Annotated in this window: 9 protein-coding genes; 3 read left to right on the forward strand and 6 right to left on the reverse strand. The window is 69.4% G+C overall.

The genetic code is table 11. From position 1 onward, the window contains the following. Positions 1 to 36: 36 nt before the first annotated feature. A complete protein-coding gene (locus AC07D6_RS13290) occupies positions 37 to 663 on the reverse strand; it encodes a hypothetical protein (RefSeq protein ID WP_479043964.1) in 627 nt (208 codons plus the stop codon). A 97-nt stretch (positions 664 to 760) separates the two neighbouring features. Next, positions 761 to 2,227, reverse strand: a complete 1,467-nt coding sequence (locus tag AC07D6_RS13295; RefSeq protein WP_479043966.1) for a PIN-like domain-containing protein — start codon at positions 2,225 to 2,227, stop codon at positions 761 to 763. Positions 2,228 to 2,314: 87 nt separating this feature from the next. Here AC07D6_RS13295 and AC07D6_RS13300 point away from each other — a divergent pair, with 87 nt between their 5' ends. Next, positions 2,315 to 3,928 (forward strand): hypothetical protein, encoded by a 1,614-nt coding sequence (locus tag AC07D6_RS13300; protein ID WP_479043968.1) that lies wholly within the window; start codon positions 2,315 to 2,317, stop codon positions 3,926 to 3,928. Positions 3,929 to 3,976: 48 nt separating this feature from the next. On the opposite strand, the gene AC07D6_RS13305 is transcribed toward AC07D6_RS13300, so the two are convergent. Together AC07D6_RS13305 and AC07D6_RS13310 are read right to left on the reverse strand one after the other, a co-directional pair. Next, positions 3,977 to 5,875: an ATP-dependent nuclease gene (locus AC07D6_RS13305; protein ID WP_479043970.1), complete on the reverse strand. Its 1,899-nt coding sequence runs from the start codon at positions 5,873 to 5,875 to the stop codon at positions 3,977 to 3,979. A 190-nt stretch (positions 5,876 to 6,065) separates the two neighbouring features. Then, on the reverse strand, positions 6,066 to 6,515 hold the full coding sequence (locus AC07D6_RS13310) for an ATP-binding protein (protein WP_479043972.1): 450 nt from the start codon (positions 6,513 to 6,515) through the stop codon (positions 6,066 to 6,068). Between the two features lie 136 nt (positions 6,516 to 6,651). On the opposite strand from AC07D6_RS13310, the gene AC07D6_RS13315 reads away from it, so the two are divergent. Together AC07D6_RS13315 and AC07D6_RS13320 are read left to right on the forward strand one after the other, a co-directional pair. Next, complete coding sequence (locus tag AC07D6_RS13315; protein ID WP_479043974.1) at positions 6,652 to 7,509, forward strand: helix-turn-helix domain-containing protein; 858 nt, start codon at positions 6,652 to 6,654, stop codon at positions 7,507 to 7,509. Then, positions 7,506 to 7,706 (forward strand): DUF397 domain-containing protein, encoded by a 201-nt coding sequence (locus tag AC07D6_RS13320; RefSeq protein WP_479043976.1) that lies wholly within the window; start codon positions 7,506 to 7,508, stop codon positions 7,704 to 7,706. The genes AC07D6_RS13315 and AC07D6_RS13320 overlap by 4 nt, the downstream gene beginning before the upstream one ends. An 85-nt stretch (positions 7,707 to 7,791) precedes the next feature. Here the strand turns inward: AC07D6_RS13320 and pglX are convergent, their stop codons facing one another. Beyond that, complete coding sequence (pglX, locus tag AC07D6_RS13325) at positions 7,792 to 11,439, reverse strand: BREX-2 system adenine-specific DNA-methyltransferase PglX (protein ID WP_479043978.1); 3,648 nt, start codon at positions 11,437 to 11,439, stop codon at positions 7,792 to 7,794. A 67-nt stretch (positions 11,440 to 11,506) separates the two neighbouring features. Further along, positions 11,507 to 16,441, reverse strand: a complete 4,935-nt coding sequence (locus tag AC07D6_RS13330; RefSeq protein WP_479043980.1) for a DUF3320 domain-containing protein — start codon at positions 16,439 to 16,441, stop codon at positions 11,507 to 11,509. Positions 16,442 to 16,445: the final 4 nt, after the last annotated feature.

Genomic DNA, 16,445 nt, shown 5'->3' on the forward strand with positions numbered 1-16,445 from the left:
TGGGACCGGGGGTACGAGGATCGGTCACAGCTCCCGTCAGGCTCGCTGGCGCAGCAGCGTCTCCCGGTGCGGCCAGCTGAAGGTCCGGTCGCTCTCGAGCCGCGCCTCGCCCCAGTGGATCTGGTGGACGCCCTCTTCCTTCGACGCCGTGAAGAAGACGGAGACGAGCCGGGCGGTCGCGCCGAGTTCCTCGAACGCCTCGTACAGACGGAGGTGATCCTTTCCGGGAGCCACGTCCTCCAGCGGGAACAGTCCGATGTCGGCCTCCGGCCCGTGCGCGGTCAGCATCCGCTTGCGCTGGTACGAGGCGTCGGCGGGCAGCCGCGCGCGGTCGACCGCGAGGGGGTGGTCCGCGTACCGGTACGGGAACAGAACGTGGCCGTTGAGCACGGCGTAGGCGTATCCTCGCAGCTCGCGCACGGAGCCGCCCAGCCCGATCACCTCCGCTGCGATCTCTTCCCTCACCGCCTGGGCGAGTACGTGACCGTACGGTCCGCGCTTCTGCAGGTCGGCCATGTCGTGCGCGGCCCGTGCCCGTTCGTGGGCGCGGGCCAGCCGCTTCGGCACCCCCGCGACGAGCGCGCCCGCCTTCGCGCCGAACGCGGCGCGCGCCCATGCTGAAGGCTCCTCCTGCCCGGAGCGGGACGTCCTGCTTTCGGCCACGGCTTCCTCCCCCTGTCCCCCTGCACGTCCTTTCTGTGTGGCACGGAGTACAGGGCCGGGGCAAGGGTGCGAACCGGCCGCGAGCTGGGTGAACCCCCTACGCGTCCGCGCCGTCGTCGGGATGGGTGCCGTCGTCGTGACCGCTTTCCACCCTCTTGCGAACCGGCCAGCGGGCCCCGTCCTCGAAGAGGTCCTGGAGGAGAGGGACGGTCTCTTCCGGGATGCGGAAACCCGTGGCCCAGGACGGCTCGGTGGCGGAACCGTAGATCGTGTGGAGGAGGAAGGGCTCCTGCCCGTTCAGGACGCCCTCGTCCTGGAGGTCGCGTGCCACCGTGCTGATCGGCCGGGTGAACCCCTTGAGCTGCCGGTCGCTCGGGTATCCCGCCAGCTCGTACACCGTGTCCCGGTCCACGAACCCTCCGTTGGCCGCCGCCGCGAGGACGACCTTGGCATGAGCCGGGTAGCGGAGGCGCAACGCCTCGACGAAGAACGACAACGACGCCCTGGTCCACCCCGGCTCGGGTTCGTCGTCCTCCCGGTCGACGTCGCCCAGCCGCTCCAGGTCGCCGACGGAGTCCTCGTCGACGTCGAGCCCTTCGAGCAGGCCCTCCGCCCAGGTCAGCAGTTCGGCCGGAGTCAGCATGAAGAGCCGGCGGCCGGTGTGCTCCCGGAGTTCGGTGACCAGCTCGGGCCTCGGGCGGCCGGGAATGTCCTGGTCCCGCGGCTGCCACCAGTCCTTCTTGACGTCTCCCGTCACCAGCAGCAGGTCGCAGTCACGCCTCCGCGCTTCCCGCATCGCCTGCAGCCACAGCAGGTAGTCGCCCGCGGCCCGCTCCGCGGGCTTCTTCTTGAAGTCCTCGTATCCGGGAGGGATCTCCTCGTCGGCCCGCCGTTGGGCTTCTTGGACGGCCTTGTCGTACTCCTCGGACGGGAGTGCCTCCCCGATCCGGCCTTCCAGGAGTGGCTCCAACTCGATCAGCACGGGATCGGTGTGGGTGTGGGAGGTGCCCACCAGGGCGTCGCGTTCCGCCTGCTCGTCAATGATCTTCTGCAGGCCGCCGATCGCCTGGGTCAACGCCGTCAGCTCCACGTTGATCCGCTCGGCGACGGCCTCGTCGCTCTTGAGGCGGACATCGCTCATCCAGCGCTCGACGGCGTCCTTCGCCGACCGGCTGACCTTGTCCAGCGCCGTGGACGTCTCCTTGGCCTTGGTGCGGTGGTGGTGGCGGACGGAGCGGTCCTCCCTGTTCCGCCAGAACTCGACGAGGACCTGGTGGGGCACCCAGAGCCGGTCCCGCAGCTTGTTCAGGACGGCCAGGGTGTCCTGACGGGTACGGGCGTTGGACCGGTACAGGTTGAGCAGTACGTTCGTGTCCAGCACGATCAGGCCACTCTGGAAGAGCCGTTCGTAGTCCGCCGCGACCGGGCTCCGGTGGGCTCCGTCGCAGTCGAAAATGCCCTGGCTGGTCCCGGATGCCGCCGGGACGTCCTTCAACGACATGGTGCGCGCCTGCTCCCCCTCGTACTCCGCCGGCAGGTGCCCGCCGGTGGGAATCCACGGCATGGTCTCTGGCCGGGCACGGCAGGGCAAGATCACTTCCGGCCACTTCCGAGCGCGGTCGCCCCTCGGGTCTGCGCCACAATGCCGACCATGTTGCGAGCACCTCAGGCCGCCGAGGAGGGCACGGCGGCGGGCTCCGTGCCGGGGCGCCCCTTCAACCGCAGGGTGGAGGTCCTGGTCGCGGTCGTCGACAGCCCGGACGAGACGGCACTGGCGACGGAGCTCCTGGACGCGTCCGGATGGCCGGTCCGTCCGTGGACTCCGACGGACGGCGAGAGCACCGAGGAGGCGCTGGGTGCGGGCCGCCGGGGCCTGCTGGTGGAGGTGCGGCTCCACGGCGCTCGCTTCGGCGCGGTGCGGGCGGCCGTCGCGTGGATCGAGAACCTGGCACGCCGCCACCAGGCCGGGATGTGGGTCGTCGACGCGGTCCTGGTCGAGCACGACGTGTCCAGGGACCACCGGACGGAGCTCCACGCGTACCGGATGCCCGCCGGCGGTGAGGAGGCCGCAGACCTGCCGGGTCACGGTCGGTCATGGGCGCGCTGGAGGGTCCTGCTGGGGCTGGTGACGAGCGTCCGCATCGTGAAGCAGCCCGGCGTGCCGTCGGTCGAGTCGCTCGTGGAGCGGTTGCGGCGCGGGGCGCTCACGGGCCGGGCGTACGACGCGGAGTCGCTGCGGCTCCGGATTCCCACCGGGATGCGGGGGCGCGCCGACGACGAGCCGAACGCGGCGGAGCCGCCCGTCCCGGCGTGGCGCGCGGCCCTGCCCTTCCTGGTCTACGGGCTCGGCGCGGTCGGGTGCGGCCTCGGCGTCGCGCTCGCGGACGGCTGGCTCGTGCTGCTGCCGCTTCTCCTCGCCTGCGCCCTGGTGTGGCCGACGGGACGTGCGGTCACGCCGCGCAGGGAGTCTCCGCCCTTGGTCGTCGAGCTGGTGTGGGGCGGGGCGGCGGTGGGGTCCCTGGTCCTCTCCGGCGCGCTGATGATCATCTCGGCTCCCGTCCCGGTGGAACAGGTGACCACTGTCCTCGCCTACGGCGCTGCGACCCTCGTCGTGTTCGTTCTGATCCTCTACGGGCTGGCCTACGCGCTGGTGCACTCCTGGTTCAGCCGCAACGCCCACTGGGCCGTGCCGGCCCTCGTCCCGGCGCTCGCCCTGGCCCTGCCGTGGTTCGGCGGCCTGCTCCACACCACGTACCTCCAGGCGGGCTTCGGGATTCCGGCGAACGGCCTGCCGGTGTCGGTGTACTGGTCCTACGCGGCGTCCCTCAAGCCGGCCGGGTTGGCGGCCGTCTGCATCGCCGGGGTCCTGGCGTTGGCCGGGTGGATGCGCCACTTCCACCAGTGGGCCCACGGCCGGGGCATCGTGTGGGTCTGGGTGCCGTTGATGACGGTCTTCGTCGTCGGGATCTCACTGACCGCGGGGCTCGCCTGGGCGGAGAACGCCGCGTCCCGCGCGCGTGCCGCAGCGGCATCGGGAAAGAACCCGGCACCGTACTACGGGGTGCGGGGCAAGCTGGTGTGCGTCACGCCCCTGCAGAAGAAGACCGCCGTCTTCAACGGGCCGCTGGCCACCACGCGCCCCCTGGTGACGTTCGGCCCGGCGGACGGCCGCGTCTGGCTGTGGGACCCTCACCGCGACGAGGCGCTGTCGGTGCGGCTGGAGGACGTGGTGGTGGCGGAGGCCGGGTCCGCCTCCTGCCGGTGATGCGCCGGTGGCGGGCCCCGCCCCCGGGCGGGGCCCGCCCCCGGCGCATCACCGGGCCAGGGCGCGGATGTTCTCCAGGGCGGCCTGAAGGACGTACGGCGGGCCGGAGACTGCGGTACGAGCCGCCTCCCGGTACACGGCGGCGTTCTTCTTCGACGGCCCGAGCTCCACCTGGAGCTCCCGGCAGCGGTCACCCCAGGCGGGCCAGTGGTCCGCGAGGTAGGTCTCCAGGGTGTCCGCGAACACCGTGTGCGTCGAGCTGGATCCCGTCGCCGGCCACGGTGCCGTGGACTGTCCCAGGTAGCCGAGCAGGCTCGCGTTCTTGTCGGCGCTCCTGGCCGCCTCCCGGTCGAAGTCCGCGGCCTTCTTCGCCTGCTCGTCGTCCGGCAGGTGCCGTACGGACTCCAGCTTCCGCTCCCGCGCCCCGGCGTCCGCGTCGAAGACGACGTGGCAGGGCAGCCCGAGCGCGCTGAGGATCGCGTGGCAGAGCAGGATGTTGTCCTTGCCCGTGACCTCGGTGAAGACGATCCCCTCGGCACCGAGGTTGACTCCGAGGCGCTCGGCGCACCCCGTCAGCAGGGCCTGGTCCGTCGTCCCCTCGACCAGCACGGCGGCATGGGCGAAGAACGCCTCCGCCAGCGAGCCCGCGAGCCTCGGGCCCATGCGCCGGCTCACGCTGCCCGCGTCCACCAGGTCGGTGAGCGCCGCGCACAGCTCGGCCTCGGACGCCTGCCACACCCGGGTGACCGGGTGGGACTCGACGACGTCCCTGCCGAGCCGGCGGATCTGGTGGTATCCCTCGGGGTCGATGAAGAGCGGGCTGTGCGTCGCGTACATCACCTGGGTCCGGCCGTTCCCGTCCGACTTCACCAGGCCGCGCAGCACCTCGGCGAAGACCCTGGCCTGCGGCGGGTGCTGGAAGAGCTCGGGCTCCTCGACGGCGAGGCAGAAGGTGCGCGTGCCGCCCTCCGGGCGCCGCCGCTCGGCGAGGAACTTCAGGGCGGCGACGATGAGCGTCCGCTGGAAGCCGTGCCCCTGCTTGTCCACGGCGGTCTCCGCCGCCCCGTCCTTGATGATCGTCTCGAAGACGGTCTTCGGCATCCGGGGCGCCTGGACGACGGGAACCACGGCGATCTCCCGCCCTGTGGTGAACTCGGCCACCTCGCGGGTCAGGGCCGCGGAGAGCTGCTGCAGGTCGTCCCCGTACACCTCCTCGTGCACCCGCTGCCGGGCGCGGTGGGCGTCCTGCTCGACTTCGCCCAGCCGCTCGCTCGCCTGCGCGCGGTTCACCGAGTGGTCGATGATCCGGGCCAGCGCCGTCGCCCTGGTGTCGTCCGTCTGCTCGTACGCGCGCAGGTCGGCCGAGACGAACACGAAGTCGACCAGTTTGGCCAGCACGCTCTGGCCGGCGAAGCCGAAGAAGTGCGTGTCCTCGATCTCCGAGGCCGTGAGCTGGTCCCGGTGCGACGACTCCCAGACCCGCATGGCCTCGTCCACCTGCTCGGCCTTCCCCGCGGCAGGCAGCCCCAGCTCGGGGCTCCCCTCGCGGAGCGCGTTGTACGCCCTGCGCCGGTCCATGGCCCCCTTGTGCCGCCGGACCTCCTCGAACGGCGCGTAGGCGAACGCCTTGCCGCTGATCTTGTCCTCGCCGGACTCCCAGGTACGCCAGATGCTGACCGTCTCGGCCCCTTCCGGAGCGTACCGGCCGAGCGTCTCGCGGTCGAAGTCGGTGAGGCCGTCGAACTCGACCTCCACGGAGATGCGTCGGCCGTTGCCCGACGAGTGGAGGTCCTCCGTGGAGAGCGCCACGGACTTCTCGCCGTTGAAGAACCAGTCGAGTGCGCGGAGGACGGTGGACTTGCCGACGCCGGTGGGGCCGATGAAGGAGGTTATCTCCTCGAAGGTGATGTCCACCTTGTGCAGGCAGCGGAAGTTCTCGACGCGCACGCGCTTGATTTTCACGTTCGTCCCGGGTCGTGGAAAGGAAATGAGGGATGAGGTGGCGCGAAGGCCGAGACGGCAGACCGGACCGGATCCAGTCGTCGGCCTGGCGGCCACCGGAGACGGACAGGATCGTAGCCGTATCCGACGTACGGTCAGATGATTTTCCACCTGGCCGCCGGATGAGCAACGAGCTTTAACGGGACATGAGTTCGAGTTCGGCCCAGACGTTCTTGCCGGGCGCTCCCGTACGCGGCGCGACGCCCCACCGGTCGGCGAGTTCGGCGACGATGAACAGGCCGCGTCCGGATTCGTCGTCGGGTTCCGGCCGGCAGGGCCTTTCCGGCGAAGGCCGACGCTCCGTGCGCGTATCGGTGACCTCGACACGGACGGCCGCGTCCGCGGCCAAGAGCCGCAACGCGAAGTCCCGTCCCGGTACGTGGCCGTGGCGCACGGCGTTCGCGGTCAGTTCGGCGGTGATCAGGGCCATGGTCTCGTTCACGGAACCGCCGTACGGGTGACCCCAGTCGTGCAGGCGATGCGAGACCAGTCGGCGGGCGAGGCGAGCGCCGCGCGGGGTCGAGGTGAACCTCATCGCGAACTCGCGGACGGCACCGGCGACGGGAGGGGGAGTTTCGGTCGTCATGCCTACGAGGATCTTGGCCGGTGCGTGGGCTCACCAGCAGGGTTACAGGTACGGACGGTCGCTGTACGGGTACGGGGCGTGGCCTGTCGGGGCGTCGATCCGTTACCCCTGCGACGGTCAAACGGAGGTGGGGAACATGACGGAGGAGCGTCGGCCTGAGGGGCCGACGGACAGCGGCGAGCACCGCGGGGACGACGCGGGGGCGGAGGTCCTGAGGTCCTTCGGGAAGCAGTTGAAGATCTTCAGGACGCTGGCCGGGCTGTCGCAGGCGGAGCTCGGGGAACGGCTCGGGTACAGCGAGGCCCTGGTGGCGTCCGTCGAGCAGGGCCGCCGCATCCCCAAGGAGCACTTCATCGAGAAGGCGGACGAGGTGCTGGGGGCGAGAGGCGTCCTGGTGGCACGGAAGGAGGAGGTGGCGCGGGTCCGGTACCCGAGCTTCTTCCGGGATGCGGCGCGGGTGGAGGCGCAGGCGGTGGAGCTGCACGCGTACGACACACACGTGGTGAAGGGGCTTCTGCAGACGCAGGATTACGCGCGGGCGGTGTTCACGAGGCGTCGTCCGCTCCTCGATGAAGAGACGATCGAGCAGCGCGTAGCAGCTCGGATGGCACGCCAAGACATCTTCTCGCGCTGGCCTGCTCCTCTGATGAGCTTCGTGATGGAGGAAGCGGTGTTGCGGCGCCCCATCGGAGGCAGGTCCGTCCTGCGGGGCCAGTTGGAACACCTCATGCTCGTGGGCGAGAAGCGGAGCGTGGAACTTCAGGTGATGCCCCTGAACCGCGAGGACCACGCCGGGCTCAGCGGTCCGTTCACACTGATGGAGACGGTGGACGGCCGCAGAGTGGCCTACGTGGAAGTGCAGAATGTGAGCCGCCTCCACATCGACCGCAAGCCAGTCCGAGAGCTTGAGGCGCAGTATGGGATTATCCGGGCCCAGGCTCTCCCCCCTCGAGAGTCGATGGCCTTCATCGAGAAGTTGCTAGGAGAACTGTGAGCAGGGACACCGCACTTGACATAGAACTGCGCTGGTTCAAGAGCAGCTACAGCAGCGGTGAGGGTGGGGACTGCGTGGAGGTGGCAACCCATCGAGGAAGCGTGCACGTGCGGGACTCCAAGCGCGCACTGGGACCGTCTCTGTCGTTCGACGGCGACCAGTGGACGTCGTTCGTGGCGTACGCCAAGGAAGTCTGACCGCTTCGGTCATGTGGGTGCCCCGCCGCCGGTCGCGATCCGGTGGCGGGGCCCCTTCTTGTACGGGCGTGTACGGGTGGCCCGCTCAGTCGGTCTTCTTGGCCCGGCCGCGCGTCTTCTTCTCCGGGCGCCAGCTCTTGAGGTCGTCCGCGGAGAGCCCGTGCTTGCCGCGCTGTTCGTCCAGGTACGCCTGGTACTCCTCGGCGGGGTTGCCGCCCCACTCGTCGTCGTGCTCACCGTGCCACTGGTGGACCCAGGGCATCAGCTCCTGGATGCCCGCGACCAGCGGGGTGAGACGCGGGGTGTCCCAGCCCGCCTGCTCGGTACGGTCGTTGATGACGTTGACCAGTGCCTGCACCTGGTCCTTGTGATCCCAGCCGGCCCAGCCCAGCAGGATCGTCGGGTCGGAGTCGGGGGAGGCGTCCGGGTAGGAGATGAACCGCTCCTTGGGCACGTCGAGCTTGCCCCGGTGGGACCAGTAGGACGCCTTGAGGAAGTCGGCGGACGTGTACTTGGGCGGCACGGGGATGTCGAGCCGCTGACCGGTCCTGTCCTCCTCGCGCTGGAGGTCCCACACCTCCTCCCACTGGGCCCGTTTGCGCAGGCCGGAATCCTTGTAGCGCAGGGCGGCGAGGTAGGGCACGTGCTCGGTGGCGATGATGTCGGCGAGCACCTGCGCGAGGGTCGCGTCCCGCTTGCCCATGTGGTCGGAGGCGTACAGCTCGGCGACGGACTGCACGTCGGCATCCTGGCGGAGGGCATCCGCAAGCTGCGAGACGGTGAGCGTGCGGGGCGCCCGGAACCCGTCCCGGAGCCCGTACCAGAGCTTCTCGTCCTCACAGCGGTCGAGCAACCAGTTCCGCAGGGCTTCCTTTTCCTTCTTCTCCCAGGGCTCGGACGCCCAGCGGCGCTTGTACTCCGGACGCTCGATGAGGGCGATGTCCTTGTTGGAGTTGATGATGTCGATCCGGGCTTGGACGACGGCCTTGTACGCCTCGGGCCAGTGCGCGGGGATTTCGGTAATGGGCTCGGAGCCGTGCCGCTCGAACCAGGCGGTCTTGAGCTCTCCTGCTGCCATCTTTCGAGCGAGCACAATCTCGATTGCCCGCGCTCCCAGAGCAACTTCAGGCACATCATCGAGGCTGGGAAGCGTTGTGCGGGCTACTTCTTCCGGGCCGAGGAGGCCATACAGACCGTAGACGGTCCAATCCAGCTCTTCCTGCAAGGCGATCATGCGGGCTCGAATGGAGGTGTGCGCAGCACGGACCTCATCAAGGCTACGGCGGGCATCACTACCGGACAGCACAGAAAGAGCGTGGCGCATGGACAGCTCCTGCGCAAGAGAGTCTAGGAGCTCTCCCAATCGACCTGGCCTTTTCGCTGGAATGGGCAGCTCCTGAATCTGCTGCCCATTGAAAGCGTACCAATGCTCCCACTGCTCGTCAGAAATACCCCCTCCAATACCACCATTCCCCCGATCGAAGCAGACGTGCTTCAACCAGAAAGACGCGGTCGACGAATTCAAGATTCCAAGCAAGCCGTAGTAATCCACAACATTAGCATTCTGCTGCAGTTTGATAATCGGAGCAGTCTGCTTGAAGATGTTTCCGCCGCGATCGAGAGCAAAATTAACATCAGTCGAGACATACGGGAAGGTGATGGAAAATTTCCCCACGTACGCCGAAGTCGTATGCTGTTGATATTCCCACCACGAGATCCCCGCAGCTTCCAAGTTCCCCTGGAAGGTTTTTCTAGCCAGAAGAGGCACCCGATAAGGCCAAAGCTCCTCTGCAAGCCCGCTCTTGCCCAGCGTGGAGTCATACGGATACAGGATTCCTGTGGTGGGCTCGGCGCTCCAATCCCGAACGCTTTCGCCAACCATCACGGGTCGAACCACAGCCCTGGGCGCCCTAACCCTCAAGCTCGGCCGCAACGGACGCATGAAAGCGTCATCCAGACCAGCTCGGATCGCGCGACCGATCGGCTTTTCAATATTTGACGCCAGCCTCCCTCCTTTCCTACCAAGAAATTCGAGAACCCGATCTCCGTCACCCCCCGCAAGCGACCACGGATGTGCAGAGAAGCGAGAACGCTCAACATCTGCAACAGAGATCCACTGCGAATCGCTACCCGACTTGCAAACCTGGTTGACAATAGCTGACCAGACGAGTCCTCGAGCAGGATCCGCCGGCTGCTCCGGCTCTCCCTGGACTTTCTGCACCACACGAACACTGTCGGAGATCAGTCCCATTCGATTCCTTCCCACGAGAACCACCGTCGGCGTCCCATGTCCTGGAATATAGGCACCCGAAGCATCGATGATATGTGTCAGGTCGACAGTACGAAAAAAATTTTCAATCAGCATCTTTCCGAAGTTTTGACGCATGAACGAATTGGAGGTGATTTGCCCCGCGAACCCTCCACTTCTATCATTCCCGGAAGCGCGGACCGCCAGCTCGAAGATGCGCTGCGCGAACGGCACTGACAATGCATAAGTCCCCGCGCAGGCGTCGTACGCCTTCCGGTAGTTCTCGTTCTCCTGCTTGTCCTTCGGTGTGATGTACGGCGGGTTCCCCACCACCACGTGGTAGCTGCCCCGTCCCAGCAGGTCGACCCGCTCCGCGTACTCCCACACGTCCTCCGTGCGGTACGCGAACGTCCGGTCCTCGCCCCCGAACAGCGTGTCCAGCGTCTCCGTGATCGTCTCCGCGCCCCGCCCGTGCAGCAGCGAGTCCCCCACCGCCACGTTGATCGGGAAGTCCGGCGCCGCGGCTAGGCGCCGTTCGCCGCACGCCTTCAGTACCGCCACCAGCAGTCGGAACCGCGCGATGGCCACCGCGAACGGGTTCTTGTCGCAGCCGTGCACGGACTCCAGGGACCGGCGTACCAGCTCCCAGTCGTCCGTGCCCGGTTCCGCCTCGCGCCACTTGGCCAGCAGGCGGTGGAACATGCCCAGCAGGAAGTGGCCGGACCCGCAGGCCGGGTCGATGCACCGCAAGCCGTAGACGACGGGGTCGTCGCCCTGGTACTTCGCCGGCTTGTGCTTCCACGCCGGGGCCAGGCCGAACTCCTCGACCGCCGGCTCCAGTGTCAGGTCGAGGATGAACTCCTCCACGAACTCCGGTGTCTGCAGCAGCGCGTACGTCTTGCGGGCGTGCTCGCTCAGGTCCTGGTACAGGTCGCCGAGGAAGCGGGTGTCCAGGTCCTCGTCCGTGAAGTCGTGGACGATCTCGCCGTCCGCGCCCCGCGTGCGCCAGAAGCCGAGCAGGGCCGTCGCCGCCTCGTACGAAGGGGTCAGCTCCCACAGGGCGTTGTGGCCGCGGTCGAACAGGCCCGCGACCGCCTTGTGGGTGGCCGCGAGCGCCTCGAAGCCGGCGGTCAGCCAGTCCCGGTCGTTCCGCTCCGGGTTCTTCCGGAAGAAGTCCGCCTGACGGTCCTCCGCGTCCGCGAGGCGCTCCCCCGGGCCCGCGATGTACGGGACCTCGATCAGCTCGTTGTCCTCGCAGAAGCGGACGAACACCGTCGCCAGCACCCACGCGGCAGCCGCCTGCGTGACGCGTTCGTCGCGCCACGCCCCGTACGTGGCGGCCGTGCGTTTGGCCTGCCGGGCCGCCTCGTACTCGCGCTCCAGGTCGGCGCGGAACTCGTCCACCGACTCGGTGCGCGCCCGAAGGTCGTCCTCCAGCGTGGCGACCTGCTTGCGGAGGTCCTTCAGTAGTGCGGCCTTGTCCACCTGTGCGCCCTCTCTCCGTGACCCGGAACCCATCCCGTATCTCCTACCGACCGTCCATCCTGCCAGCTCAGCGGTGGTCGCCGGACCGCTGCTCCGCGCCCTTCGGCACCGCGCTAACGCGGTCTGGGCCGCCCTGCAGGCGGCCTCGGGCGTACAGCTCCGCGATGTCGGTCTCCAGGTAGCCCCGGATATCGTGGCCCCTCCGCCTCCAACCGAAGAACTCGCACGTCAGCTTGATCAGCTCGTCCTCCGACATACCGGGGCATTCCACCGCGAGCTCGTGCAATGCTCGCCGACGCTCGGCCGGGGCGATCTGGATCACGGTGCGCGGCTTCTCCCCGCCCTCGGGGTGCCGGGCCTTCCGTACCGGACGCTGCGCCACGTCGTAGAAGCCGCCGTCACGGGTGAACGTCCCCGTGCGGGCGAGGGCCTCCGCGACCGCTCGGACGTTGTCCCTGATGCGGTTGCCCGCCCGCGTCACGCCCCACGCCTCGCGCGCCCGCTGGATCAGCAGGTCCTCGTGGATGGGACCCTCCGTCTCGATGATCTGCCGCAGCGCCTCGCGCAGGGCCGGGCGGGCCTCCACGGTGTGCAGCTCGTGCCGCGGCCGTACGTCGACCGTGCTCGTGCGGTACGGGGCCGCCCACTCCCGCTGGGCCGTCGTGTCCACCGGCACCCGCTCGTACGCGATCTCCGTCGACGTGCGAGGCGCCGGGATCGCCGCCGGCGGGGCGGGCTCCTCGGGGTCGGGGACCGCCGGCTCACACGACGGCGCAGCCGGGGCCGGGGCCGTGCTCAGCGGGCCCATGGCGACGGCCTGCTCGACCGCCTCCTTCAACCGCAGTTCCGCCGCCGCTCGGCCCCGGTACCAGTCGGTGCCCCAGATGCGGTACAGCCGCCAGCCCAGGCCGATCAGGACCTGCTCCCGCAGCCGGTCCCGGTCGCGGGCCGCCTTCGAGGAGTGGTACATCGCGCCGTCGCACTCGATGCCGAGGGCGTACGCACCGGGCAGCTCGGGGTGGCGCACGCCGAGATCGATGCGGTAGCCGGCGACGCCCACCTGCGGCTGGACCGTGTAGCCCCAGTCGCGGAGCACCGCCAGCACGGACTCCTCGAAGGGGCTGTCGGGTTCGGCATCGTGCTGCGTCACGTCCCTGGCGAGGACTGCCGGGCCGTTCTCCGCGTACTCCAGGTACCGCTTGAGGTACTGGACGCTCTCGTTCGGGCTGTCCTTCAGCTGCGTGCCGTGGAAGGAGGCCACCACCTCCATGCGGTGGCGGGCCCGGGTGACGGCGACGTTGAGGCGGCGCCAGCCGCCCGTCTTGTTGATCGGGCCGAAGTTGAGGCCGAGCGTGCCGCGCTCGTCGGGACCGTACCCGACGGACATGATCATGACGTCTCGTTCGTCGCCCTGCACGGATTCGAGGTTCTTGACGAAGAAGCCGTCGAGGCGGCCCTCGGTGAAGCAGTGGTCCAGGTCGGGGCGCTGGATGCGGGCCTGCTGGACGGCCAGGTCGATCGCCGCCGCCTGCGCCTGGGAGAGGGCGACGACACCGAGGGTGAGGCCGGGGCGGGTGTCGAAGTGGTGGATGACGCGCCGGGCGACGTACTCGGCCTCCAGGCGGTTGTCGCGGCGGCCACCCTTGTCGTACACGCCGTCGGTACGGAAGAAGGCGACGCCCACGTCGTTCCCGTCCTCCAGCGCGCCGGGGAAGGTCACCATCGAGTTGTCGTAGAACTCGCGGTTGCTGAAGGTGATCAGGTTCTCGTGGCGGCTGCGGTAGTGCCAGCGCAGCGGCAGTTCCCGCATGGCTCCGGCCTTGCAGGCGTGGAGCAGCGACTCGAAGGAGTCCGGGACGTCCTCGGCGTACTCGTCGGAGTCGTCCTCGACGGACGCGTCGAAGAACGAGGTGGGCGGAAGCTGCTTGTCGTCACCGGCGACGACGACGCTGTCGCCCCGGTAGACACAGTTGACGGCGTCGCTGGGGCGGACCTGGGACGCCTCGTCGAAGATGACGACGTCGAAGCGGAAGTCGGCGGGGAGGAACTGGCTGACGGTGAGGGGGCTCATCATGAAGCAGGGCTTGATGGCGTGGACGACGTCACGGGTCTTGTCGAGGAGTTCCCGCACGGGCATGTGGCGGGTCTTCTTCACGGCCTCCCTGGTGATCACGGCCGCGGCTCCGCCGGCGAAGCTGCGGGGACGGCGCTTGTTGCAGGCTTCGATGACCGCGCGGCCCGCCGCCTCGATCAGGTTGCGGTCCGCCTCCTGAAAGTCGGTGACCCGTGCCTCGAGGTCCTCGGAGCGGGTGGTGCGCAGGCGCGTGTCGGTGGCGAGGATGTCGTCGGCCCAGGAGCGGAGCAGCGCCTGCTCGGTCAAGGTCGGCAGGTACTCGGGGGCGATGCCGCGTTCGGCTGCGGCGGCCACGAGGTCACCGGTGCCGTGGCGGGACAGGACGGCGAGGCCGTCGCGGTGGGTCCGCCACTCCTCGGGGCCCTGCGGGTCGGCGAGCAGGGTGTCCAGCACCCCCTGTGCCTGCTCGAACGGGCCCAGCAGCGAAGGCGACAGCTGAGCCTTCCGCGCGGTGTCGAACAGGTCCAGCAGCGCTGCGGCAGCGGTGGACCAGCGATCCAGCCGCCGGTCGGCGACGGCGCACCAGTCGCCGAGGCAGCGGCGTACGTTCTCCGCGAGTGCCGTCGCCAGCCGGTCCGGGTCCGCGTCGGCGGCCAGGTGATCGGCCAGTCGGGCGCGGTGCCCGGGGTCCGGGGCCAGCTCCGCGATGCGGTCGGCAGTCGCGAGCGCCCGGCCGAGGGGCTGCAGCTCCTCCTCGGTGCGCGGGGTGTACGGCGACAGGAGCGCGGCGTGGTGGTCCGCGAGGCGCCGCACCTCCGCGGCGGCCCGGTGCCAGGCAAGGGCTTGGTGGAGACGGGAGGGCAGTGACTTGGTCCAGGCGTCCGTGCGGGTGAGAGCCGTCGCGGCCTTGCGGTCCGCTTTGTACTGGGCGTTGAACCGGACGAGTAGGCCGGTGTGGTCCTCGTCGAAGCGACGCACCAGTCCGGGAAGGTCCTCCGCCGTGAGTACCTGCTCACCGAACAGGTCTTCCGCGGCTTCGCGGGCCTCGGTCTCGGCGCTCAATGCCGCGCGCAGGGCGTCCGCCGCCTCGTGTGCCCGGTGCAGCGCGTCGGCGTCGAACCAGGAGCGCGGGGGCCGGTGGGTGCCGTGCGTCAGGTCGGCGAGCTCACACAGGGCGAACACGGCCTGGGAGTCGTCGCCGTACGGCACGCCGAGCAGGTCGGCGAGTTGCTTCCCCGGCCCTGAAACGTCCTGCGGCAGGTCGGCGTCCTGCGGGGTTGCCGCGTTCGGGAGCCGGAAGAGGAGGGACCCTACGGTCTGCTGGAGGCTCCGGGCCGTGGCCGGCTCGTCCCGCGCGGCGGCGAAGGGGCGGCGCGCGACGACGGTCCGCACGGCGGCGAGGGCGTCGGCGGCTTCGGACAGCACCTGCTGGGGCGCGCTGCCGGTCAGCCCGCGCCAGACGAAGGCGTCACCTTCGGCAGCGGGGCGCCAGGCGCGGCTGATCGACCTGGCCGCGGTGAGGACGCTCTGCAGGGCTCCGGCGCTCAGCGTGCGGACCATGTGCGCGTGCTGGCCGGGCAGCGGCAGCACGGGTGTGCCGGCCGCCTCCAGCTGGATCAGCCGCCCCAGGACGTCGTGCAGGGAGCGCCCCAGCGGGTCGCGGAGCTGGTTCATGGCGGCGGCGTAGCCGGAGAGGTCCTCGCGAAGCCTGCGGGCCTGCTCCAGTTCATGCTCGGCGGCCCCGGTAACGCGGGCCTCGGTGGTGAGCACCCGGTGCAGTTCCTCGGCGACGGCCTTCTTGCCGGTGTCACCGCTGTGGAGGGCCATGACGAAGTCACCGAGCCCGACGCCCCGGAGCCGGTTGCGGACGACATCGAGGGCGGCGGCCTTCTCACTGACGAACAGCACGGTACGTCCGGCGTGCATCAGTGCGGCGATCATGTTGGTGATGGTCTGGCTCTTGCCGGTGCCGGGCGGGCCGCTCACCACGAAGGACCGTCCATCGAGGGCGGCGCTGACGCACTGTCGCTGGGAGGCGTCGGCGTCGAGGACCAGCGGTGTCCTCTCCGGTGCCTGGACCTGGTCGATGCGGTCCGGGTCCGCGGGCTCGAAATTGATGGCGTCGTCGGGCAGTCCCGCGTCGGGGCCGAGGGCGATGGCCCTGACCAGCGGATGACAAAGGATGCGTTCCTCGTTCTGCTTGAGGTCCTGGTACATGGCCTCGCGGTGGGAGGCGAACAGGCCGAGGACCGTCCGCTCCTCGACCTTCCAGCCCTCCTGCCCGGCCGCCACCGCGCGGGCCGCGGAGATCAGCCCGGTCACGTCGGAGACGTCCGTGTCGGTGACGGTGTTCCAGGCCACGCCCAGTCGTTCCAGCTTCACCGTGAGGGCGGGGTTGTGCATGGGGTCCTGGTGGTCGGCCCGGTGCAGGCGGTAGCGGCGGTTGCCGTCCCGGCGCAGCTCGACCGGTACGAGCAGCAGGGGGGCGGAGCTGGTCTCGTACGCGCCTTCCTCCCGCCAGTCCAGCATGCCGACGCCCAACCACAGCACCCACAGGCCGTAGTCGTTGTACATCTGGGCGGACTTCTGGCGCAGGTGGTAGAGGGAGGTGTTGAGCGCCGGCTGGCTGGTCCTCTGCGTCACCAGCCCCGGGTCCACGGGCCCTTTGGAGAGCCGCACGCCCTCGTCGGTGTCCGGGTCCTGTCTCACCGGGGCGAAATCCCAACCGCGTGCGAGGCCGTTCAGGAGGTCGGCGGCGCGCGGCGAACTGAGTTCGAGCGTGGCAGTCCTGGTGTGTCGGAAGTTGAGCAGGCGGTTGCGGCCGCCCATGTCGATCAGCGCATCGCGCCAGCCGTCGAGGACGGCTTTCAGCCTGTGGAGCCCGGGGTCGCTCGAGGGGGAGGGGCCGGTCTGGTACTGGCGGGGCATGCGG

The organism is Streptomyces sp. NPDC045287 (assembly GCF_056432325.1).

Excerpts from the sequence above, each read along its gene's own strand:
- AC07D6_RS13295 (WP_479043966.1), bottom strand. The coding sequence starts at position 2,227 with ATGCCGTGGATTCCCACCGGCGGGCACCTGCCGGCGGAGTACGAGGGG.
- AC07D6_RS13300 (WP_479043968.1), top strand. The coding sequence starts at position 2,315 with ATGTTGCGAGCACCTCAGGCCGCCGAGGAGGGCACGGCGGCGGGCTCC.
- AC07D6_RS13310 (WP_479043972.1), bottom strand. The coding sequence starts at position 6,515 with ATGACGACCGAAACTCCCCCTCCCGTCGCCGGTGCCGTCCGCGAGTTC.
- AC07D6_RS13315 (WP_479043974.1), top strand. The coding sequence starts at position 6,652 with ATGACGGAGGAGCGTCGGCCTGAGGGGCCGACGGACAGCGGCGAGCAC.
- AC07D6_RS13330 (WP_479043980.1), bottom strand. The coding sequence starts at position 16,441 with ATGCCCCGCCAGTACCAGACCGGCCCCTCCCCCTCGAGCGACCCCGGG.